The organism is Sinorhizobium sp. CB7 (assembly GCF_041357635.1).
In the GTDB taxonomy this organism is placed as follows: domain Bacteria; phylum Pseudomonadota; class Alphaproteobacteria; order Rhizobiales; family Rhizobiaceae; genus Rhizobium.
The window spans coordinates 147,083-167,915 of sequence record NZ_JAULLL010000007.1 but is presented as its reverse complement, the minus strand read 5'-3'; the positions used below and the strand labels follow the sequence as shown (position 1 = coordinate 167,915).

Sequence of the window (20,833 nt, the reverse complement as noted above, 5' to 3'; positions counted from 1 at the left end):
CCTTTTGCTATTTTCGTATTATCCGAGGGCCACGCCTCAGATACGACCAAATCGCTCGATCAGAAGGTTGAAGAAGCCATCCGCATCGACATAACGCATTACCTTGGCGTTGCGCTTGCGATCCGTGACATGCCACCAGTCGACTACCGTCATGCCGACCGTCAGTTCCGATTTGGTCTCGATCTCGACATTGCAGTCGCGCCCGCCGAAAAGATCGGGCTTCAGCAGATAGGCAATGACAGTCGGATCATGCAGCGGACCGCCGTCCGAGCCATATTTCTCGATATCGAAGCGTTCGAAAAATTCCAGCATCTCCACCATGGCCTTTGCGGGCGCGGTTCCGATATCGGCCATACGCCGGACGCGATCCTTGCGCGTCAGGAGCTGATGTGTGACGTCGAGCGGCATCATGACGATCGCGACGCCGGACCGGAAAACCGCATCGGCGGCCTCAGGATCGACATAGATATTGAATTCCGCCGCTGGCGTTATGTTGCCGCCTTCGAAGAAGCCGCCACCCATCATCACCAGCTCGCGTACCCGAGAAACGATATCCGGTGCCTTTTGGAAAGCGAGCGCGATGTTCGTCAGCGGCCCGAGCGTGCAGAGCGTCACGGCGCCTTCCGGTTCGTTGCGCAACGTATCGATGATGAAGTCGACGGCATGTCCCTCCTGGAGCGCCATGACGGGCTCGCCCAGCACGGGACCGTCGAGCCCGGTCTTGCCGTGCACATGTTCGGCCGTGACGAGCTTTCGGGCGATCGGCGCGTCCGCCCCCGCAAATACCTTGATGTCCTGCCGGCCGCAGAGCTCGCAGACAATGCGCGCATTCCGGCTGGTCAGCGATAGCGGCACGTTGCCGGCGACGGTAGTGATCCCAAGTACGTCGATCTCGTCGCGGCTGCCGAAGGCCAGCATGATGGCGGCAGCGTCGTCCTGTCCCGGATCCGTATCGATGATGATTTTTCTCGGCTCAGCCATCTTCCTCATTCCGTGTTCACTGCGTCCTGCCGGCCCCATGCCGTACGGCGCAATCGTCGACATGGTTGAACGGGGACAAGTCGGCTTGTCAAGCCAGCTTGCGGCACCCCTGAACGGGCCGTTGGCACGCCTCCTTGCACAGGACGGCGCACGCGCCCATATTAGCTTTGCCGGAATGCCGAAATCGGGTCCGGCGAGGTCGCTTGAATCAAGGACTGCGATATGAGCCGGATTACACCTTTTGCCAGCCCTCTCCTTCTGGGCTTCGACGCCATGGAAAAGACGCTCGAACGTATTTCCAAAGTCAGCGACGGTTATCCTCCCTACAATATAGAACGCCTGCGTGCCGATGCGCTTACCAATGCACCGGAACGGCTGCGTATCACATTGGCGGTCGCCGGCTTCTCGGAAGAGGAGCTGGATGTCACGACGGAAGAAAATCAGCTGATCATTCGCGGACGGCAGGTCGAGCAGCCCGAACGGGACTATCTCTATCGCGGCATTGCCGCCAGGCAGTTTCAAAGGATGTTTGTTCTGGCCGATGGGATGCAGGTTCTCGGTGCCAGCTTGAAGAATGGACTTCTTTCCGTCGATCTGATCCGGCCTGAATCGGAGCGCATGGTGAAGAAAATTAACATTTCGGTCTCACAGTAGGACAACGGCAATTGCCGTTGGTCCCTCATACTGGAGGAACGGGAATGATGATGAAAGAAGCCACAGCACGCCTGACGCAATCCGAACTGGCGCATCTCGGCAATGGCGAAGTCGCCTACATTCGCAAGATGCGGACGGAAGAGGTTTCCCGCTGCTTTCCGGAAGCGCCGGATATCGATCCGAGCGTCGACCTCTGGGCTCTCTTCGGCGCAGACGGGACGCCGATTCTCCTCACCGACAACAGGTCGAGCACCTTCTTCAAGGCCGCAGAAGACGAGTTGAAGACTGTTAGTCTGCATTGAAGCTGGCTGGCTCGAAGAAAGGCCCGCAACGGACCGACGGCATTCGTCAGAGGTCTTGAATTATTTCCGGCAGTTCTGACAGATCTGCAATCCTCGCATCGGCCCGACGGGTGGAAATGGTGGTTGGTAAAGATGATGGAGCGCCCTAGCGGACGCGCGGCGCTCCAGAAACGACCTCGACAGGCTGCGGCCTTCCCTCCATGGCGGACGCATCATGCTTGGTCGCTGTCGAGCAGAGCAGCGAGTGCAGGACGACCAGCGTCAAACCGCCGGAGATGACGGGCTGCTGGAAGATCATACGCAGGACAAGCGGCATGGCTTCCTGGGTCTGTGGGGTCAGAAACAAACCGCCCAGGCCGACGAGGAAGGCAAGACCTGCTGCAATCAACCGGCGATCATCCCACTCCACCTGAGCCAGGATGTGAACGCCGTGCATGAAGACGATCCCGAATAGCAGCGTTGCAGCCCCTGAAATCACTGGCAGCGGAACCACCACCAGCAGCATGTCGAACTTGACGCAGGCTCCGAATATGATGAGCAACAGCCCGGCGGCAAGCGTCGCATAGCGCGACCCCACCCTCGTGGTGCGTAGCATGCCTATATTGTCGGGATAGACGATCGTACTGAACCCGCCAAACAGACCGGCAACCACCGAGCCGATCCCCACGCCCAATATCCCTTCCGACATGCGTCCTGGCGACAGTTTTTCGCCACCCCAATCGGCCACCGTCTGATACAGCGCCATGGAGCCCATGCCAGCGGGAATGAGCACCAGCAGGAAAACGATCACCAGATCGACGCGAACGCCGTAGCCGAACGGGAACAGCTTCGGCGTCACGACGAACGGAGCCGAGATGACCGGCGCGAGCGATATGGGGTTGAAAAAGGTATAGCTCAGGGTCCCCAATGCCAAGCCAATGAGAATGGCGATCCGGCGGAACCGCTGGCCGCCCCACAACATCGCGACGACGATGGCCGCCACTGCAACCGCGCCCGACAGAAGATTGACCGTCGGAAATCCAGGGCTGGTCGGCATGCCGATCCAATTCGGCAAGGATACGCTCGCAATCTGGATCATGATCAGCATCACCATCATTCCGGAGATGATCGGTACGCGCAAAAAACGGGCAAAGATGCTGATGACACTCCGCCCGCGTATGGGCAGGCTCAACACGCACCAGATCAAGGATGCGACGAAAAACGAACCATAGGCAACGCCAAGGCCATGGCCATTATCCAGGTGGCCGACGGTCAGCAAGGCTGCGAAGCTGCCCGCATAGGGTCCCTGCGCGATTGGCAAGCGAAGCAGGAAAACAGATTGCAAAATGGTGATAATACCGCAGACGATGAAGGTCATGCCGTATAGGTAGGCGATCTGTTCGGGAGGTAGCTTTAGCTGATAACCCAAGAAGCCTGGAAAGACGAACATGCCGGTCATGCCGAACACGTTCTGCAATCCGAGAAGCAGGAATTGCGATGGCGTCAGTCGTTCATTGATGCCGATGTCGAACACGTGCTGAGGTGCGCCGCGATCGGATAAGCCTTGTGTAGTCACGTCTTTCTCCGTCCTGTGTATGTTTTCATTGAGCTATCAAGGGATCCCCCACACAGCGGATCGTCGGTTTTCTCGCGACGATGCGCCATTTGCGCAGTGCTGTCTGTGAGGCGGATAAGATGAGAATGATTGTTGCGCATGAGCCCAGATGCGGAACCAACCCAACTCGGGGAGCGAGGATCATCCTCAAGCATGATCTGGGGCAGCATGCTTAGCTCAGGTGCGATCACCTTCATGAACCTGGACTTTTCGAAGCAAATGAATGGTTACGAGCGGGTTGGTCTGTGGCACGCAATCGTGACTATGCCAATCTGATCGGTGAGAATAGTGTAGTTTTGCATCATTGTCATCCGGTATGACAGTCTGACACAAGGCTAGGAGACCGGACCCGTTCAATCTGCCGCGATTGCCGCCCATATTTGATCCGAGCTTGAAAAATGAGGAGCTTCATGACCTTCACTTATGAAAATCACTCTCTCGATCTCTCCACAGACTCCGACTTTTTCGCACTCCTGACTGGAAGCTATGCCCGCATTGTCGGCCGTCGCCTCGTCCAGGACGGACAGGGGCCGAACTGGCTCTACAATGACGCGCCCTTCGTGGTGCTTGCCCACAATACCGAGCCCGATCCCCGCTTCATCTACGCAAATCAGGCGGCACAAAACTGCTTCGAATATTCCTGGGACGAATTCATCACGCTGCCTTCCCGGCTTTCGGCCGAATTGCCCGATCGAGCCGAGCGTCAGCGATTGTTGGACACCGTCACGCGTGACGGCTTCATCGATAACTATCGCGGGCTCAGGATCGCGAAATCCGGGCGTCGTTTCTGGATCGAGAAAGCGATCGTCTGGCAGCTCGTAGATGAAACCGGACGACGGCTGGGACAGGCCGCCACGTTTTCCTCGTGGCAGGACGAGTAATCGCAGCGGAAAAGTCCTGAATTTTCGAACGAGATCCCTCGTCTCGATCGAGGAAGAGCGGGAGGGCGAAAAATGTGCGCGGTTTTCAGGCGACACCCCGCTCCGACTTTTGATTGGACGGATTCAGCTCGATGCGACCTGAAATCCGAGCGGTCCCCGCCATTCAATGTCAGACTAGGCCGACCAATACCTATGTATAGTTACAATGGCGGCCAATCTAATCTAATTTTTTTCTTAACGCCACGAAGCAAGCCTCCCAACTTTCGCGGCGTCAGGTAGCACCTCCCCCCGCTACCTTTTTGGCCCGGCGTCCCCCTCCGCCGCGAGCCCGCGGATCCAGAATCCGCCAGAAACCGCTCCGCACCGCCCTGCGGAGCGGTCCTTTTTATCTGAATTTCCCTCTGCGCAGGCGATGATCACCACACCTTTGTATAGGTTTGAAAGCGCTTACTCTTCACTAGGGTATTGTCGCGCGTAATCTTATGATGGATTCTGTAAGAAGATCCTGCGGGACAGAGGGCATGAACTCTTTAGGGATTTCAAAACTGATCAGCCGGCGGGGAACGCCAGGCCATGATATTGCCCTTGGGCTCACGGCCCTCGTGCTGGCCGTTGTGGTTTTCTACATCGATACATTCACCAGCATCGAGAGTGCCGTCGCCGTCCTCTATGTTCTTGTTCTCCTGCTTTCGGCCGAGATATTGAGCGCAGAAGGGATCAGGTTGCTGGCCATCGGCTGCGGCGGTTTGACGGTCCTCAGCTATTTTTGGACTCATGGCTCGAACGCAGACCTCCCGGCACTGCTGCGCCTTGCGGTTTCGTTCTCTGCCCTTCTCATTACCGCTGCGCTGATTTTGCGCAACGAAGCCTCGCGCAGCGCACTCATGGCCTCGAATACCGCCCTGCGCGACAGCGAGACCCGCTACCGTGCCATCTTCGAAGGAAGCCGGGTAGCCCTGTGGGAACGGGACTACGCGGCTGCCCGGAACTATCTCATGTCACTCAAGGCGCAAGGCGTGAGTGACTTGAGGGAAGAGATAAAGCGGGACCCGTCCATCATCTCGCAATGCAGCAGCCTGATGCGAACCGTCGCCGCCAACCGGGCGGCATTGGAACTGATCGGCCATGTCGCCGATGGCCAACTATCGGCCAGAGGAAGGCTCTTTGCTCCGCCGAATGATGAAATCTTCATTGATCTCATGGATGCGATCTTCCGGGAAGAAAAGCATTTCGAGGGTAATGGCGTACTGACCATGGACAGCGGAGAGACCAAGCTCGTTCTGGCCAGCATAAGATTTCCGGACGACGCCGCCGCCTACGACCGCGTTGTCGTCGGCATGCTTGACATTACCCAGCGAGAAATGGCGCAGAAAGCACTGCTCGAAGCCCAGGCTGCCCTTGCAAAAGCGTCGCGGACGACGACCATGGGCGTCCTCTCCGCGTCGCTCGCCCATGACCTGAACCAGCCGCTTGGTGCTCTGCTGATGAATGCGCAGACCTGCCTTCGCTGGCTGAAACGCGAACCACCTGATCTCGAAAGGGTACAGCGATCCGTCGAGCGCATGGTGCGCGACAGCCAGCGAGCAAGCGAAATCGTCTCCAATACGCGTCGCGCGCTGATGGATTCCGCGCAGCCGTTAGAGATTGTCAATCTCGAAGCACTTCTGAATGAGACTCGCGCCCTGATGGAGCGCGATCTGCAGCGCCATGCGGTCATCCTCGATATCGAGGCGGATCCGAAAATCCCGGTCGTACGGGCCGTGCGCATCGAGATCCAGCAGGTGCTCGTCAATCTGATGACCAACGCCATTCAAGCCATGAGCGAAGCAAGCTCGCCCACCAAAAGACTGATTGTCACATCAAGCACGATGGCGGACAGGCAAATCTCAATAGCCGTGCGCGACTTTGGACCAGGAATCGATGACGAGCACATGGCAAAGCTGTTCGAGCCCTTTTTCACGACGAAGAAATCTGGAATGGGTCTGGGGCTTGCAATCTGCCGCGGCACCCTGGAGTCACGCGGCGGCCAGCTTCTGGCCCGCAATCATCCCGAAGGCGGCGCCGTATTCGAAATGATTCTACCGACGGAGGAAGAAGATGCCCGACAAGGAACGGCCTCGGCCACCCTCTCGTGAAGAGCACCCGGTCGTCTATATCATCGATGACGACCCTTCGATGCGCGATGCGCTGGCCGATCTATTCGAATCCGTGAAGATCGAAGCGATGTGCTTCGATTCGACGAAGTCCTTCCTGGATGGTGCCGGGCCGGAGCGCGCCGGTTGCCTGCTGCTCGACGTACGGCTTCCCGGTCTCAGCGGGCTTGATTTCCAGACCGAGCTCGAGCGGATGGGAAACAAGATGCCTATCGTTTTCATGACCGGCCATGGCGACGTCCCAATGTCCGTAAAAGCCATGAAGGCCGGCGCCGTCGATTTCCTTATCAAGCCTTTCCGGGATCAGGACATTCTGGATGCAGTCAGCGCTGCCTTGAACAAGGATGCCGCAAGGCGACAGGAAATGGCGGCCAGCGGCGCCGTTGCGGCTCTGGCAGAGACATTGACGCCACGCGAAAAAGAAGTCATGGCCGCCGTCGTCAAGGGCATGATGAACAAGCAGATCGCCTATGAGCTTGGCATCACCGAGATAACCGTCAAGCTGCATCGCGGCAATGTCATGCGCAAGATGCAAGCGCGCTCCGTTGCCGACCTCGTGCGCAAGACGGAAATGCTCTAGAGCGGGATGCCGAAAAGTGTGCGCGGTCTTCGGGCGACATTCCGCTCTAATCTTTTGATTAGAGGCGGATTTAGATTTCAGGGTCAATTCGACCTGAAATCATCCGGCTGTAGGAATTGCACTGCCCTAGACTTCTGTATGGTACCTCCCCGCTGCCGGAAGGAGTATTTCCCGTATTGGCGGTATATTGCCGCCTTCGATAACAAACTACGCATATGAGGTTTTAGAGATTGTCCCATACATCCACAGTCGCAATCGTCGATGACGATGAGGCCATCCGTGAGGCCTTGGACGACTTGGTCACGTCCTGCGGCTATGAGAGCCGCCTGTTCGCTTCGGCGGAAGAGTTCCTGGCCTACGAAATGCGCGAAACCATCGACTGCATGCTCGTCGATGTGAAGATGCCCGGCCTCAGCGGAATAGAACTTCAGACTATCCTGAACAGCGAAGGGGACCATCCTCCGATGATTTTCATGACTTCCTATGGCGATGACAGGACACGTTCCGCCGCGATGGAGGGAGGCGCCCACGCATTCCTCGGAAAGCCGGTCGAAATAGACCCGCTCATAAATTCCCTGGAATCGGCATTGGAATTGCGGCATCGGAAGGCCTGAGGTCGAGGCCCTTCCCCGGACTTACGCATCCATTCAAAGTGCTATAGCGCCTTTTGCGCGTCTGATAAGACGCGCAGCGCTGTAGTGTGCGCGCCTGCCTCGCGAAAGGCGTACAAGATCAAAGTCTAGCCCATCTAAACGTTGGTATAGATGCCTGCCTTGGGGGTGGCCGTTATGTTCTTTCCATCAGATCCAACCCAACGGAGAAGGACATGCCAGAAGGGACCCACAAAGTCGCAATCGCAACCGGCGCGTCCGTCAAGATCCAGAGAGCTGCACCGGCAAATGGCGGATTCGCGTGACGATATTCGGTGTGATCTGCCGTGGAGGACGCAACCGTGAAGGCTATCGGGTTCAAGGTCGATCTATCCCGCAATTTCGAAAGACTGGTCGAACTCGAGGCCGCGGACGCTGATATCGCCCAAGCGATCGCCATCATCGCGGCCCTTCCGGCCAGCGCCAGTCCCTTCCAAACCGATCTCAACCTCTTCAGTTCATCCCAGCCGCTAGATCAGGACGATTTAAGGCCGAATCGGCCTAAAATCTGAATACTGATCTACATCAAATAGTTAGAGCGGGATTTCAGCCGAAAACTGCTCATACTTTTCGGCATCCCGCTCTGGAGCGGAAAAATGACGCAAATATTCTCGACGAACCATGAGAAGGCGAATAAGAGGCCTATCTACCAGACTGCAGGCTTCGCACGTACCTATGGTCTATCGCTGGCTGAAGCAGAAGCAATCTTCCACCGCTATGGTGCGTCCAGGACGGAGCTCGATCTCTTCATGGCGGCTCGGCGGAAAATGCCGGTCAGTCATGATGCAGTGGACGAAAGAGAGCCGGCTGCCTTGAAGGTCAACGGCAGCCGAGTCATCGGCTCGATCCGTAGCGCTTTTAGAGCAATTCCAGGAAAACTGCGAAGCGGTTTTCCGTCCGGAATTGCGTAAAAACAAAAAGATTAGAGCGGTTCTGCGCTTCCGAGAAAAGCTGAACGCTCTAGCCGCCGGCTCAGACCGACTGAAATGTGAGATAGGCTGAAGAACGTCCCTCCCGACGCGCCTTGGCTTCGTAGCGCGTACCCGGCCAACCTTCAAACGGCGTCAGCCAATCGCTCGCATTATCCGCCGTCCATTCAAAACCGCCATGATCGCGACAGTGGATGAGGGTCCAGTTGACATAGGTATCGATGTCGGATGCGAAACAGAATAGGCCGCCAGGCTTCAGCACGCGATGGAAGCGATCGAGATTGACCGCCGACACGAAACGGCGCTTCCAGTGCTTTCTCTTCGGCCAGGGGTCGGGATAGAGCAGATCGATCTGGTCGACACATGCATCGGGCAACCAATCGAGCAATTGCGTGGCGTCGTCATTATAGACGCGGATGTTATCAGCACCCGTTTCATCGGCGCGGGCCAGCAGCTTCTGCATGGAGTTGACGAATGGCTCCACGCCGATGAAGCCGACCGTCGGATTTTCCAGCGCCCGGTGAATGAGGTGCTCGCCGCCGCCGAAGCCGACCTCCAGGCGAATGCGCTCTACCGGCTTGGGGAACAGCCCGTCCAGGGGCTGCGGCGGCGGTGCCGACAGATCGATCAGGAAAGCCGGCAGCAGTGTCTTCAGCTTTTCGGCCTGCAGGCTCCGTAGCGCCTTGCCTTTTCGGCGGCCAAAAAATGCTTCTGTTGCACGCGACCGGCGTTCCGTCTCCGTCATCAATGAATTCAAGCCTTGATGGCATCCTTGAGCGGCTTGACGAGGTCCGTGCGCTCCCAGGAGAACGAACCGTCTCGGCCGGCCTTGCGGCCGAAGTGGCCATAGGCGGAGGTCTTGGCATAGATGGGCTTGTTCAGGTCGAGATGGCGCCGGATGCCTGAGGGCGACAGGTCCATCGCCTTGCGGATCGCGGCTTCAACCGCATCTTCCGTGACCTTGCCGGTTCCATGCAGATCGACGTAGATCGAAAGCGGCTGCGCAACACCGATTGCGTAGGAGATCTGGATGGTGCAGCGATCGGCAAGGCCGGCGGCAACAACGTTCTTCGCAAGGTAGCGGGCAGCGTAAGCGGCAGAACGGTCGACCTTCGTCGTATCCTTGCCGGAGAACGCGCCGCCACCATGGGGGGCCGCGCCGCCGTAGGTGTCAACGATGATCTTACGTCCCGTCAGGCCCGCGTCGCCGTCCGGTCCGCCAATGACGAACTTGCCGGTCGGGTTGATGTACCATTTGCAATCCTCGGCAATCTTCAAATCGCCAAGCGCTTCGCGAATGTAGGGTTCGACCACTGCGCGAACCTTCTTCGAATCCCACTTCTCATCGAGATGCTGGGTGGAAAGAACGATCGAAGTCACTTCCGAAGGCTTCCCATCGACGTAGCGAACGGTGACCTGGCTCTTGGCGTCCGGACCGAGCTTGGCAACGTCGCCTTCGCCTTTCTTGCGGGCAGCAGCGAGCAGCTGAAGGATCTTATGGGAGTAGTAGATCGGCGCAGGCATAAGGTCCGGCGTCTCGCGGCAGGCGTAGCCGAACATGATGCCCTGGTCGCCTGCACCTTCATCACCCTGCTGATCGGCGGCGTTATCGACGCCTTGAGCGATGTCGGCCGACTGCGAATGCAGAAGAACATCGATCTTTGCCTTCTTCCAGTGGAAGCCGTCCTGCTCGTAGCCGATGTCACGGATGGCGCGGCGCGCAGCGGCCTTGAACTTGGAAGGGTTGATGACGTCCTTGCCATCCTTGTCCTTCTTCATCAGGCTCGGCGGCAGGCGAACTTCGCCGGCGATCACGACACGGTTGGTCGTAGCGAGGGTTTCGCAGGCAATGCGCACACCCCAAGGGTTGACGCCGGTCTTGGCCGCCTCGCGGTAGACCAGGTCCACGATTTCGTCGGAAATTCGGTCACACACTTTGTCCGGATGACCTTCGGCAACAGACTCACTCGTGAAGAGGTAATTAGCGCGCATTTCGGGATTCCCCTCAAAGAAACGAAATTCACTTAGTTGTTAGTCAGTTCGCAACCGAAAAACAAGCACAGAAGGACATAAATATATCTTTATATCTGCCTTTGGGGGACATTTTTTTGCGCCAAAAGCGAAAAGGCAGCCAAATCTGCTGCCTTTTTGCATTTCGCGGCTTTTTTGGGATTCAGTCGGCGTCGGCTTCAGCTGCGAGCGCCTTGACGAGCTCGACAACCTTACGGCGCACCTTGGGATCCGAAATCTTCACGAAGGCGCGGTTGAGCTGCAGCCCTTCGGAGGAAGAGAGAAAATCGACGACATAGTTCGAGCTGGATGCTTCAGCCATCCCCGTCAGGGATCCGGAATGCTCACCCGGGGCGTCCTCGAAGAAAAATGATACCGGGACGTTCAGGATGCTCGAGATGTTCTGCAAGCGGCTTGCGCCGACGCGGTTGGTTCCCTTTTCGTACTTCTGGATCTGTTGAAAGGTGATCCCGAGACTTTCTCCGAGCTTCTCCTGGCTCATGCCCAGCATGGTGCGGCGGAGACGGATACGGCTGCCGACGTGGATGTCGATCGGGTTCGGCTTCTTTTTATTTTCAATCATCGTGTTGCCCTTGCAAATTACACACTCAGTTCAACCGGCCTCTCTCCGAACCACGTCCGTAACGCCACGTTGTAAGAGGCGTTTTCCCAGCCTTCAGCACACGTTAAGGAACGCCGATTGCAACCACTATGCATTTTTAGGGGTTTTTGGTCAATTCGCCCTCAAAATAAAACCCATGCGAGAAAACAGCGCAATCATTGCCAGAAGACCGATAGACAACCAGAAAGATATGTTTCGAACCTTGCCACCTATGAAAGGCTCCGGATCGCCCTCAATGGTTGAATCGGCAAAACCTTCCCGGTTCAGTTCCAGGCCCGAGATAACGCGCCCTTGCGCATCGACAAGGGCGGAAATTCCGGTATTGGCGCTTCGAATCAGCGGTCGCCCTGTTTCAATCGCCCTCACCCGTGCCTGCTGAAAATGTTGAAAGGGTCCCGGCGTGGCACCGAACCAGGCATCATTCGTCACGTTCAAAATGGCATCGGCGTCCGCGATGTCGCCAGTCATTTCCCCGGGGAAAATGATCTCGTAACAGACTAGAGGATAGAATTTCAGACCGTCCGGCAGCTCCAGGAGCCTGCGGTTTGCGGCGGCCGAAAAGCCGCCAGGCATCTCGACGATATTCGAGATGCCGAAATCGTTCAGGATATCCTCAAACGGCATATATTCGCCGAACGGGACAAGATGAACCTTGTCGGAAGCGTCGATAATCTGGCCGCGCCCGTCGATCACATAGACGGAATTGTAGTAGCGTTCGTGGCCGGGCCCCGTCTCCTCGGCACGCACTGCCCCCGCGATCAGGATCTGATCGTCATCGAGCACCTCGGCGATACGGGTCAAGGCATCCCGATTGTCCGTCAGGATGAAGGGGATCGAAGTCTCGGGCCATACGATGATGTCAGGGCGTCGGCCGCCGTTTCTCGGCGGCTCGACCGACAGCCGCAGATGCTTTTCGAAGATAGCTTCGCGATCGGCGTCATCATCCATCTTCTGCGCCTGGTCAATCATCGGCTGCACAACCCTGACCACGGGGCCCGTAGTCTGTGCACTGCTCTGTGACCGCGGCATGTAGAAGACGTAGGCTCCGTAACCGATATGGGCGCAGAATAGAATCGCCGCCAATGCCAATCCCGGTCGCATACCAAGCTTCGTGCCGAGCAGAGCGGGGGATGCAAAGACGAAAACCGAAAGCACAGTCACGCCCATCACACCGATAAGATGCGCAGACTGCATCATCAACGGCACGGGCATCATGCCATAGCCAATCGCATTCCATGGAAAGCCGGTGAAAACAAAGCTGCGCAGCCATTCGAGCAAACCGAAGCCGACGGCAAGTGCAGCGATGCGCCCCATGCCGTCGGACCACATGAGCCGTGCCAGCGCTGTCGCCAAGCCGTAAAAAATAGCAAGGCCGGCGGGAAGACCGAAGATTGCAAACGGGAGCGCCCAGGCGAATTCCTCGGCGTCGACCATCAAGGCACTGCCGAGCCACCAGAGGCCTGCAACAAAATAACCGAAGCCAAAAAGCCAACCGGTCATGAAGGCGGGCCAAAGCCGGCCGAGAAAACCGCTCTCGGGTTTGGCGGCTGCGCCATCCAATAGCCAGACGAGCAGCGTGAACGAAACGAACATCGCGGCGAAAAAGCCAAAGGGCGGCAGCGCCAGCACACCGACAGCCCCCGCCAGGAGCGCTATCAACGCACGCCTGTAACCCCAGACGAGAATAACCTTGGCTGCAAGCCGGTTCATGCGCTCTCCTCTCGACGTCCCCTCCTGCATGTTTCCTTAAATCGGAACCGACTTAGGGATAAAACATGCAGCAATTCAAAGTGCTACAGCGTCCATTGTGTGTCTGAAAAGACCCACGACGCTGTAGAGCACATTGAGCTCGGCATGCTCCAGGCCTGACAAATCGCGAATCAACCCAATTCGCAGTGTTTCAAAAAAACCGCGGCTTGTCGTCGGCTGGAGAGAGAAAGGGCATGTCCGGAACATTCAGCGTCCAGGTGCATCCACCTGGACGCTGAATGATGTTCCGAAGTAAACGAGCTTGCTGCAAACGCGGCGTCCCGGGACCGATCAATTTGTCGCCGCGCGGTCGGCAGGAGGCTCCCCCGGAGGGATTTCCGGAAGCGGCGTCTCCCGCTCGGGACTAGGACCATCGCCGTCGCTGCGCGCAGGACGGCGTCGGACGGCATGCCGTTTCCGGGTAATGCGTACCCGCTTGATGCGGCGGGGGTCGGCTTCAAGAATGTGGAACTCAAAGCCCGGCAGAGCCTGGACGACCTCGCCGCGCACCGGGATGCGGCCAAGCGCGGAGAAGATCAGGCCGCCCAGCGTATCCACCTCGTCGATCTGCTCGCTGATATCGAAGTCCGGGCCGATCGCCTCGGCGATCTCCTCCAGCTCGACGCGGGCGTCGGCAACGAAGACGTCTTCCGAGACACGCTTGAACATGACCTCCTCGTCGTCATGCTCGTCATCGATGTCGCCGACGACCATCTCGACGATGTCCTCATGGGAAGCAAGACCGTCGGTGCCGCCATATTCATCGATCACAAGCGCCATCTGCGTACGGTTGACCTGCATGCGGCGCAGGAGGTCGGAGGCGAGCATGGAAGGCGGCACGAACAGGATCTTGCGGATGATGCCTGCCTCGACCAGCGTCTTCTGGAGGTCGACGCGCGCGAGATCGAAATTCGGCTTCGACGAACGCGGTGCTCTTTCAGGCTTTTCGACTGCCGGCTGACCGGAAGAAACAGCAGCCGCCTTGGCACTGCCACGGCGCTTGTTGCGCGCCTGCTTGGCAACATAGGAGAGCAGATCGCGGATATGGACCATACCGCGCGGATCGTCGAGCGTGTCGCAATAAACCGGCATGCGAGAACGGCCGGACTCCTCGAAGAGGATCATCAGTTCGCCAATGGTGATGCTCTGATCGACGGCCTCGATATCGGCGCGCGGCACCATAACATCCTCGACGCGCACCTCGCGGAAACGCAGGATGTTATGCAGCATCGCGCGTTCGTCGGGCGAGAAGGCGCCGTCGTCCGCCGCGTTTGTCATAAGAGCGTCGGCGAGATCCTCGCGCAGCCGCGAGCCTTGCGACGGCCGCAGAATGCGCGCGGCACGCGTCCAAAAGGAAGATGCGTGTGTCCTGCCCGCCGGCCTACTACTTCCCGCCTCGTCAGAGGAGGATTGCTCGGTGGATTCTTTGGCCTCGGCGGCCGGTCTGGAAGTAAAGTCGCTCATGGTTCCATTTTAAGGTCTTGACCCTGGTAAGGATCAGATAGGCCGAGCACCGCCAAAATGCGAGTCTCCAGCCCCTCCATAATTTCGGCTTCGGTATTATTCATATGATCGTAGCCGAAGAGATGCAAGAATCCGTGCACCATCAAATGCGCAAGATGCTCGTCAAACGGCTTTTCGAGATCGGTCGCCTCGCGCTCGACCGTCTCCCTGGCAATGACGATATCACCAAGCATGGGACCGGGCATGCCGCCTGGGACGAGCGGAAAGGCCGGGAAGGAGAGCACGTTCGTCGCCTTGTCCTTGCCGCGCCATTCGGCATTGATCTGGCGGATCGATGCGTCGTCCGTAAAAACCAGCGACAGTTCCGGCGCCATCTTGGGGAAAGGCTGCTTCTCACTGCTGCGCAGGTAGCTGCCGGCCGCCTCGAGCACGCGCGTCGAAAACTTTTGAAGCACCTCTTCCGACGGCCAGCCGCCCTCTTCGATGCTGATCTGAATGTCAAGTTCGGCCATGGTTTCCGCCGCCGGCATCAATCCTGCCGGCTGACCTCTTCGCTTTCGGCTGCATAGGTCGAATCATATGCCTTGACGATGCGGGCAACCAGCGGATGGCGAACGACGTCCGTATCCTTGAACCTGATGATCGAGATGCCCTCGACGCCGTTCAGAAGCTGAAGCGCCTCCACGAGACCGGATCTGACGCCACGCGGCAGGTCGATCTGGCTCGGATCGCCGGTGATGATCATGCGTGAATTCTCGCCGAGACGCGTCAGGAACATTTTCATCTGCATTGATGTCGTGTTTTGCGCCTCGTCGAGAATGACGGCGGCATTGGCGAGCGTGCGGCCGCGCATGAAGGCAAGCGGCGCGATCTCGATGACGCCGGCGGTGATGGCGCGCTCGACCTTGTCGCCCGGAATCATGTCATAGAGCGCATCGTAGAGCGGACGCAGATAGGGATCGACCTTGTCCTTCATGTCCCCGGGCAGGAAGCCGAGACGCTCGCCTGCCTCGACTGCCGGACGCGACAGGATGATCTTGTCCACCGCGCCGCGCTCCAAAAGCTGGGCGGCATGGGCAACGGCAAGATAGGTCTTGCCCGTGCCGGCGGGGCCGACGCCGAAGACCATTTCGGATCGCTCCAGGGCGCGGATATAGGCATCCTGCGTCGGCGTCCGTGCAATGATCGTCTTCTTGCGCGTCGAAATCTGCGCCATCGTCAGCTTGGCTTTCTTCTCCAAGGTCGGCAGAGTCAGTTGATCATCGGCCGCAACAGCCATGCGGATTGCGCCTTCGACATCCGATCGTTCCACGCTTCCGCCCTTCTGCAGCTTATCATACAGGTAGTCGAGCGTGCGCCGCGCCTGATTGGTCGACAGCACATCGCCGGTGATAACCACGGAATTGCCGCGCGCACGGGCGTCGATATTGAGCCGCTCTTCGAGAAGTTTCAGATTCTGGTCGAACTGACCGAAAAGTTCACTGGCGAACCGATTGTTTTCGAACGTCAGGACGAAGTGGTTGGAGTCGCTCGGTGTGCGTTGCTGGCGCAATGAAGAAGAAACCAATTCCTGTCCGTTCAAGCCGTCGGGCTCCCTGAGTTAGACTTAGCCTTCAACCAACTCGGCAAAAAGGCTGTTTGTTCCGGTTCCGGTGATTCGCACTCTAATAATGTCACCGATTTGCGATGCTTTTGCATCAACATTCACAGACTGAAGCCAGGGCGAACGGCCGATAAGCTGGCCCGGCATGCGGCCGGGCTTTTCCAGCAGCAAATCGATAACCTTGCCGATACAGGATTGGGCGAATTCGTGCTGCTGCTTCAGGAGAAGCGCCTGCAGTCGTTCGAGCCGTTCTACCTTGATCTCTTCCGGCACCTGGTCCTTCAGTTCCGCGCCCGGCGTTCCGGGCCGCGTCGAGTATTTGAACGAGAAGGCTTGCGCATATTGCACCTTCCTTACCAACTCCAGTGTATCCTCAAAATCCTGCTCTGTCTCGCCCGGAAAACCGACGATGAAATCACCCGAAAGTGCTATGTCCGGACGAGCTCTACGGATGCGCTCGATCAGGAGGAGATATTCGGCGGCGGTATGGCGCCGATTCATGGCCTTCAGGATACGATCGGAGCCGGATTGGACCGGCAGATGCAGATAGGGCATCAGCATGCGCAGATCGCGATGTGCGCCGATCAGCCCGTCATCCATGTCGCGCGGATGGCTGGTCGTATAGCGCAGTCTCGCAAGACCCGGAATTTCGGCGAGCCGATAGAGCAGTTCCCCTAGCCCCCACGCCTCTCCTCTCGTCCCCGCTCCGTGCCAGGCATTGACATTCTGGCCGAGCAACGTGATTTCGCGCACGCCGCCCTCCACCAGTTTCTCGGCCTCCGCGACGATCTGCGAAACCGATCGCGACACTTCCGAGCCGCGGGTATAGGGCACGACGCAGAAGGTGCAGAATTTGTCGCAGCCCTCCTGAACCGTCAGAAAGGCAGTGACGCCGCGAGCCCGGATCTTCGTCTTTTCGGCAACCGGCAGATGCTCGAACTTGTCCTCGATCGCATATTCCGTATCGACGACCCGCTGTCCCTCCTTGACGCGGCGAAGCGCATCCGGCAGGCGATGGTAAGTTTGCGGACCGATGACGACGTCGACAGCCGGCGCGCGCCGCAGGATCTCCTCGCCCTCGGCCTGCGCCACGCAGCCGGTGACGCCAATCATCATGTCGCGGCCGTCGGCGGCCTTGCGCTTTTTCATCTCACGCAGGCGGCCAAGTGCGGAATAGACCTTTTCGGCCGCTTTTTCACGGATATGGCAGGTATTCAGCAGGACAAGATCGGCCTCTTCCATATCCTCTGTCGGCTCATAGCCGTCGCGCGCGAGCGCGTCACTCATGCGCGTCGAGTCATAGACGTTCATCTGGCAGCCATAAGTCTTGATGAAGACCTTGCGGCTGTTGGAGCCATCACGGAGTTGTGGCTCCGGGGCCGGAAGAATTGCGCTGTCCTGGGTCATGCGGCGCTATTTAGTGTTTTTTTGCCCTGTAGAAAATCGAAATCTTCGCTGCGGCATGTATCCTGAAATCGGAGCCGGATACATGCAGCAGTTCAAAGTGCTACAGCGACCGTTGTGCGTCTGAAGAAACGCACGGCGCTGTAGTGCAAGCGTATGTCCGATGCGTCAGGCAATCTCGCGACCGCGCAGCCGGCTGAGCAGCAGATTGCGGATACGTCCGGCTATCGTGGCGCTGACCTCCTTGCGGTTGGAATCCGCACGATATTCGACGGACTCCCCGAAAGAGATGTCGACATCGATGGCACCACAGGCGAATACGCCCTTCAGGTGCGGCCACAATTCGATGTCGCCGGGCCAGGCAGCAAGCGGGCGATAATAGCGGCCCATCGCGACACCGTGGACACCCGTATAGGCGATCGCCACCGGTTGCACGACTACGGCGCCTGTCGGCGAATGAGGAGCCGCGGCGGCAGCGGCGCCAAACAGCGAGGATTTGACCTCGAGCAGGCGATTGCCGTCCGAGGTGGTTCCCTCGGGAAACAGCACCATGATCTCACCGTCAGCCAGCCGCGAGGCAATCTCGCTCACCTGATTGCCGGTCTTGCGCTTTTCCGCCCGGACGATGAAAACACTTTTTTGCAGTCGCGCGAGCGTACCGAAGATCGGCCAGTCGCGTACCTCGGATTTCGCGATGAAAGCCACATCGGCGACGGCGGAAAGCACCATGATGTCCATCCAGGACGCATGATTGGCGGCAAGCATCAAGGGACGGCGGCTCTCAAGCCGGCCGTGAACGCGAATGCGGAGCCCGAGGGCGAAGCAGATGATGCGATGCCACAAACGCGGTAGTGTGCGGCGCAAATGCCAATCGAAATAGAGGCACAGGCACTGCAACGGCAGGAGCACAAGACTGACAACGACAATGACGATCACGGCGAAACCGACGCGCAGCCACGTGATCAAATGCCGCTCTCCCTGACTGCCTTCATGAGCTCAGCGTTCTTCCTTCTTGAGCGGAATGCCGTAGAGCTCAAGGCGGTGATCGACGAGCTGGAAGCCGTGCTCGCGGGCGATGCGCTCCTGCAGCGCCTCGATCTCCGGTGAACGGAACTCGATCACCCGGCCGCTTTTGAGATCGATCAGATGATCGTGATGCTCTTCCGGCACCGTCTCATAACGCGAGCGACCGTCGCGAAAATCATGGCGGGCGATGATGCCTGCGTCTTCAAAGAGCTTGACCGTGCGATAGACCGTCGAAATCGAAATCTTGGCATCGACCTTGACGGAGCGACGGTAGAGCTCCTCCACATCGGGGTGATCTTCCGAATCCTGGAGAATGCGAGCAATGACCCGGCGCTGCTCCGTCATGCGCATGCCGCGCTCGGTGCAAAGCTCCTCAAGCGATTTGGCTATGTCCGACATGGCTTGCCTTCAAACAGATTTCATATTTGCGAAAACGGGACTATCGAAGAACGCGCTTCATGACAAGCGCCGTTGAGGAAACACCGTTCTCGTCCTTGTAATAGGCCCGCCTCTCGCCCACTTTCTCGAATCCCAGCTTGCGATAAAGCCCAAGGGCGGGCGCATTGCCGTCATCCACCTCCAGGAAAATGCTTTCAGCACCGCGCATCTGGGCTTCCCGCATGGCTGCCTGCATGAGCCTCCAGCCAAGGCCGCTGCGGGCAAGCTTCGAATTGACGACGACGGTCAAAATTTCGGCCTCGCCCGCTGCCTGGCGCGCCAGCACAAAACCGGGAAGCGGCTTCTTCAGGATCGCATTGGTCTGCCGGGCCACAAAGCCGAAGACGGTCTCCTGGCTGAGCAGGCTGTGAAATTCGCCGTCGTTCCAGGGGCGAGAAAAGCGCTCGCCATGAAGAGCCGCCATTTCCACGCAATCCTGCGGCTCCATCGCAATGATCTCGAATGCGGGCTTCAGGGTGAGATAGGATTCAAGCATGGTCATACCCTGGAAATAGCATACCCAACCTGCGGCTTGGCATCGGGTCCGCGGAGATAAAGCGGCTTGGGCCTTGTCCCATCGAGATGTGCGATAGCGCCGAGACGAGCGACGACGGCGATCGGGAATCGATCGGTGTGATCGTCCGCCGGGTCCCGCAGAAGCGTCGCGGCGGAGCCCGTGATCGTGCCGTCGAAAGCTGCGCCGATTGCGCGCGCGTCATCGATGCTGACGGCGCGGGGCTCGTCGCGGGCATGCCCGTTGGAATCAAAGGACTGGAGATAAATTTCCCCACGCTTGGCATCCATGGCAGCAAGCACCGGAATCTGCGGCTTTTGTCGCTGCGCGGCGGCGGCAAGTACCTGAAGCGTGGTAACGCCCACAGCGGGAACGGACAGCGACAGCGCGAAACCGCGGGCGGCTGCAACACCAACGCGGATGCCGGTGAAAGAACCGGGGCCGACGGTCACAGCAATGCGCCCGACCGCGTTCAACGCGACGCCGGCTTTCGCCAGCGCGCCATCGACAACGGCCATCAGATGCTCCGCATGTCCCTTGCCAATCGTCTCCGTAACCTCCCCCAGCACGGAATCACTGTCGCTATCATATACAGCGGCAGCACAATCTACACCCGCCGTGTCGAGCGCCAGTACGATCATCTCACCAATTTTCCGAAGGGGCCGGCCGGTATCAGACGGCTTCGACTTCCCGCACTTCCGGAACGAAATGGCGCAACAGGTTCTGTACGCCATGCTTCAGTGTTGCGGTAGAAGATGGGCAGCCCGAGCACGAGCCCTTCATATTGAGATAGACCGTGCCATCGCGGAAGCCGCGGAAGGTGATATCACCACCATCGTGGGCCACGGCCGGACGCACACGCGTCTCAAGCAGCTCCTTGATGGTAAGAACGATCGATTCATCGCCCTCGTCGAAGAACTCGCCGCCGGCATCAAGTTCCTCCGAAAAGGCCGAAGCCGCACTCATGACCGGCTTGCCGGACATGAAATGCTCCATGATGGTGCCGAGGATGGCGGGCTTCAGATGCTGCCATTCCTGATTTTCCTTGGAGACACTGATGAAATCATAGCCGAAATAGACGCCGGTCACGCCTGGAATATCGAACAGGCGAGCGGCGAGCGGCGAAACCTCCGCCTCTTCCACGCTGCGAAAATCGGCCGTACCGCTTTCCATGACGACCTTGCCCGGCAGGAACTTCAGCGTCGCAGGGTTCGGCGTGGCTTCGGTCTGTATGAACATCTTGATCTCCATGCAGCAGGGCCGAAACCTCTGCCGTTCT

23 protein-coding genes are annotated in these 20,833 nt (G+C 58.3%); 8 read left to right on the top strand and 15 right to left on the bottom strand.

Features of this window, described 5'->3' with window-relative positions; genetic code table 11:
* Nucleotides 1-36: 36 nt before the first annotated feature.
* Nucleotides 37-981 carry a nucleoside hydrolase gene (locus AAE029_RS15100; RefSeq protein WP_371073676.1) on the bottom strand — a complete coding sequence of 315 codons (945 nt, stop codon included), beginning with the start codon at nt 979-981 and terminating at the stop codon, nt 37-39.
* A gap of 222 nt (nt 982-1,203) precedes the next feature.
* On the opposite strand from AAE029_RS15100, the gene AAE029_RS15095 reads away from it, so the two are divergent.
* Nucleotides 1,204-1,635: an Hsp20 family protein gene (locus AAE029_RS15095; RefSeq protein ID WP_371073675.1), complete on the top strand. Its 432-nt coding sequence runs from the start codon at nt 1,204-1,206 to the stop codon at nt 1,633-1,635.
* Nucleotides 1,636-1,679: 44 nt separating this feature from the next.
* The gene (locus AAE029_RS15090; protein ID WP_371073674.1) at nt 1,680-1,937 is read left to right on the top strand and encodes a DUF1150 family protein; all 258 of its coding nucleotides are present in this window, start codon (nt 1,680-1,682) and stop codon (nt 1,935-1,937) included.
* A gap of 145 nt (nt 1,938-2,082) precedes the next feature.
* Here the strand turns inward: AAE029_RS15090 and AAE029_RS15085 are convergent, their stop codons facing one another.
* Nucleotides 2,083-3,492, bottom strand: coding sequence for a uracil-xanthine permease family protein (locus tag AAE029_RS15085; RefSeq protein ID WP_371073673.1), 1,410 nt, complete (start codon nt 3,490-3,492; stop codon nt 2,083-2,085).
* 449 nt (nt 3,493-3,941) lie between these two features.
* On the opposite strand from AAE029_RS15085, the gene AAE029_RS15080 reads away from it, so the two are divergent.
* The 6 genes from AAE029_RS15080 (at nt 3,942) to AAE029_RS15055 (ending at nt 8,706) form a co-directional block, all read left to right on the top strand.
* Complete coding sequence (locus AAE029_RS15080) at nt 3,942-4,412, top strand: MEKHLA domain-containing protein (RefSeq protein WP_371073672.1); 471 nt, start codon at nt 3,942-3,944, stop codon at nt 4,410-4,412.
* Nucleotides 4,413-4,933: 521 nt separating this feature from the next.
* The gene (locus AAE029_RS15075) at nt 4,934-6,547 is read left to right on the top strand and encodes a sensor histidine kinase (protein WP_371073671.1); all 1,614 of its coding nucleotides are present in this window, start codon (nt 4,934-4,936) and stop codon (nt 6,545-6,547) included.
* On the top strand, nt 6,510-7,145 hold the full coding sequence (locus AAE029_RS15070; RefSeq protein WP_371073670.1) for a response regulator transcription factor: 636 nt from the start codon (nt 6,510-6,512) through the stop codon (nt 7,143-7,145). The genes AAE029_RS15075 and AAE029_RS15070 overlap by 38 nt, the downstream gene beginning before the upstream one ends.
* A 230-nt stretch (nt 7,146-7,375) precedes the next feature.
* Nucleotides 7,376-7,759, top strand: coding sequence for a response regulator transcription factor (locus AAE029_RS15065; protein ID WP_371073669.1), 384 nt, complete (start codon nt 7,376-7,378; stop codon nt 7,757-7,759).
* Nucleotides 7,760-8,097: 338 nt separating this feature from the next.
* Nucleotides 8,098-8,307, top strand: a complete 210-nt coding sequence (locus AAE029_RS15060) for a hypothetical protein (RefSeq protein ID WP_371073668.1) — start codon at nt 8,098-8,100, stop codon at nt 8,305-8,307.
* A gap of 84 nt (nt 8,308-8,391) precedes the next feature.
* On the top strand, nt 8,392-8,706 hold the full coding sequence (locus tag AAE029_RS15055; RefSeq protein WP_371073667.1) for a hypothetical protein: 315 nt from the start codon (nt 8,392-8,394) through the stop codon (nt 8,704-8,706).
* A 61-nt stretch (nt 8,707-8,767) separates the two neighbouring features.
* On the opposite strand, the gene AAE029_RS15050 is transcribed toward AAE029_RS15055, so the two are convergent.
* The 13 genes from AAE029_RS15050 to AAE029_RS14990 all read right to left on the bottom strand — a co-directional run bounded on the left by AAE029_RS15050 (nt 8,768) and on the right by AAE029_RS14990 (nt 20,793).
* Nucleotides 8,768-9,469: a tRNA (guanosine(46)-N(7))-methyltransferase TrmB gene (locus tag AAE029_RS15050; RefSeq protein WP_371073666.1), complete on the bottom strand. Its 702-nt coding sequence runs from the start codon at nt 9,467-9,469 to the stop codon at nt 8,768-8,770.
* 8 nt (nt 9,470-9,477) lie between these two features.
* Complete coding sequence (gene metK, locus AAE029_RS15045; protein WP_371073665.1) at nt 9,478-10,716, bottom strand: methionine adenosyltransferase; 1,239 nt, start codon at nt 10,714-10,716, stop codon at nt 9,478-9,480.
* Nucleotides 10,717-10,897: 181 nt separating this feature from the next.
* Entirely contained in the window at nt 10,898-11,317 is a 420-nt protein-coding gene (locus tag AAE029_RS15040) for a helix-turn-helix domain-containing protein (protein WP_371073664.1), read from the bottom strand.
* 150 nt (nt 11,318-11,467) lie between these two features.
* The gene (gene lnt, locus AAE029_RS15035; protein ID WP_371073663.1) at nt 11,468-13,066 is read right to left on the bottom strand and encodes an apolipoprotein N-acyltransferase; all 1,599 of its coding nucleotides are present in this window, start codon (nt 13,064-13,066) and stop codon (nt 11,468-11,470) included.
* Between the two features lie 330 nt (nt 13,067-13,396).
* Nucleotides 13,397-14,569, bottom strand: a complete 1,173-nt coding sequence (locus AAE029_RS15030) for a hemolysin family protein (RefSeq protein ID WP_371073662.1) — start codon at nt 14,567-14,569, stop codon at nt 13,397-13,399.
* Nucleotides 14,566-15,081, bottom strand: coding sequence for an rRNA maturation RNase YbeY (gene ybeY, locus AAE029_RS15025; RefSeq protein ID WP_371073661.1), 516 nt, complete (start codon nt 15,079-15,081; stop codon nt 14,566-14,568). Before ybeY ends, AAE029_RS15030 begins: the two co-directional genes overlap by 4 nt.
* 17 nt (nt 15,082-15,098) lie before the next feature.
* On the bottom strand, nt 15,099-16,151 hold the full coding sequence (locus AAE029_RS15020; protein ID WP_371073660.1) for a PhoH family protein: 1,053 nt from the start codon (nt 16,149-16,151) through the stop codon (nt 15,099-15,101).
* A 24-nt stretch (nt 16,152-16,175) separates the two neighbouring features.
* Nucleotides 16,176-17,579, bottom strand: a complete 1,404-nt coding sequence (miaB, locus tag AAE029_RS15015) for a tRNA (N6-isopentenyl adenosine(37)-C2)-methylthiotransferase MiaB (RefSeq protein WP_371073659.1) — start codon at nt 17,577-17,579, stop codon at nt 16,176-16,178.
* Nucleotides 17,580-17,744: 165 nt separating this feature from the next.
* On the bottom strand, nt 17,745-18,542 hold the full coding sequence (locus AAE029_RS15010) for a lysophospholipid acyltransferase family protein (protein ID WP_371073658.1): 798 nt from the start codon (nt 18,540-18,542) through the stop codon (nt 17,745-17,747).
* A gap of 30 nt (nt 18,543-18,572) precedes the next feature.
* Nucleotides 18,573-19,001: a Fur family transcriptional regulator gene (locus tag AAE029_RS15005; protein ID WP_371073657.1), complete on the bottom strand. Its 429-nt coding sequence runs from the start codon at nt 18,999-19,001 to the stop codon at nt 18,573-18,575.
* Between the two features lie 40 nt (nt 19,002-19,041).
* Nucleotides 19,042-19,536, bottom strand: coding sequence for a GNAT family N-acetyltransferase (locus AAE029_RS15000; protein WP_371073656.1), 495 nt, complete (start codon nt 19,534-19,536; stop codon nt 19,042-19,044).
* A gap of 2 nt (nt 19,537-19,538) precedes the next feature.
* Nucleotides 19,539-20,195, bottom strand: a complete 657-nt coding sequence (gene tsaB, locus AAE029_RS14995; protein ID WP_371073655.1) for a tRNA (adenosine(37)-N6)-threonylcarbamoyltransferase complex dimerization subunit type 1 TsaB — start codon at nt 20,193-20,195, stop codon at nt 19,539-19,541.
* 31 nt (nt 20,196-20,226) lie between these two features.
* The gene (locus AAE029_RS14990) at nt 20,227-20,793 is read right to left on the bottom strand and encodes a NifU family protein (protein ID WP_371073654.1); all 567 of its coding nucleotides are present in this window, start codon (nt 20,791-20,793) and stop codon (nt 20,227-20,229) included.
* Between the last annotated feature and the right edge of the window lie 40 nt (nt 20,794-20,833).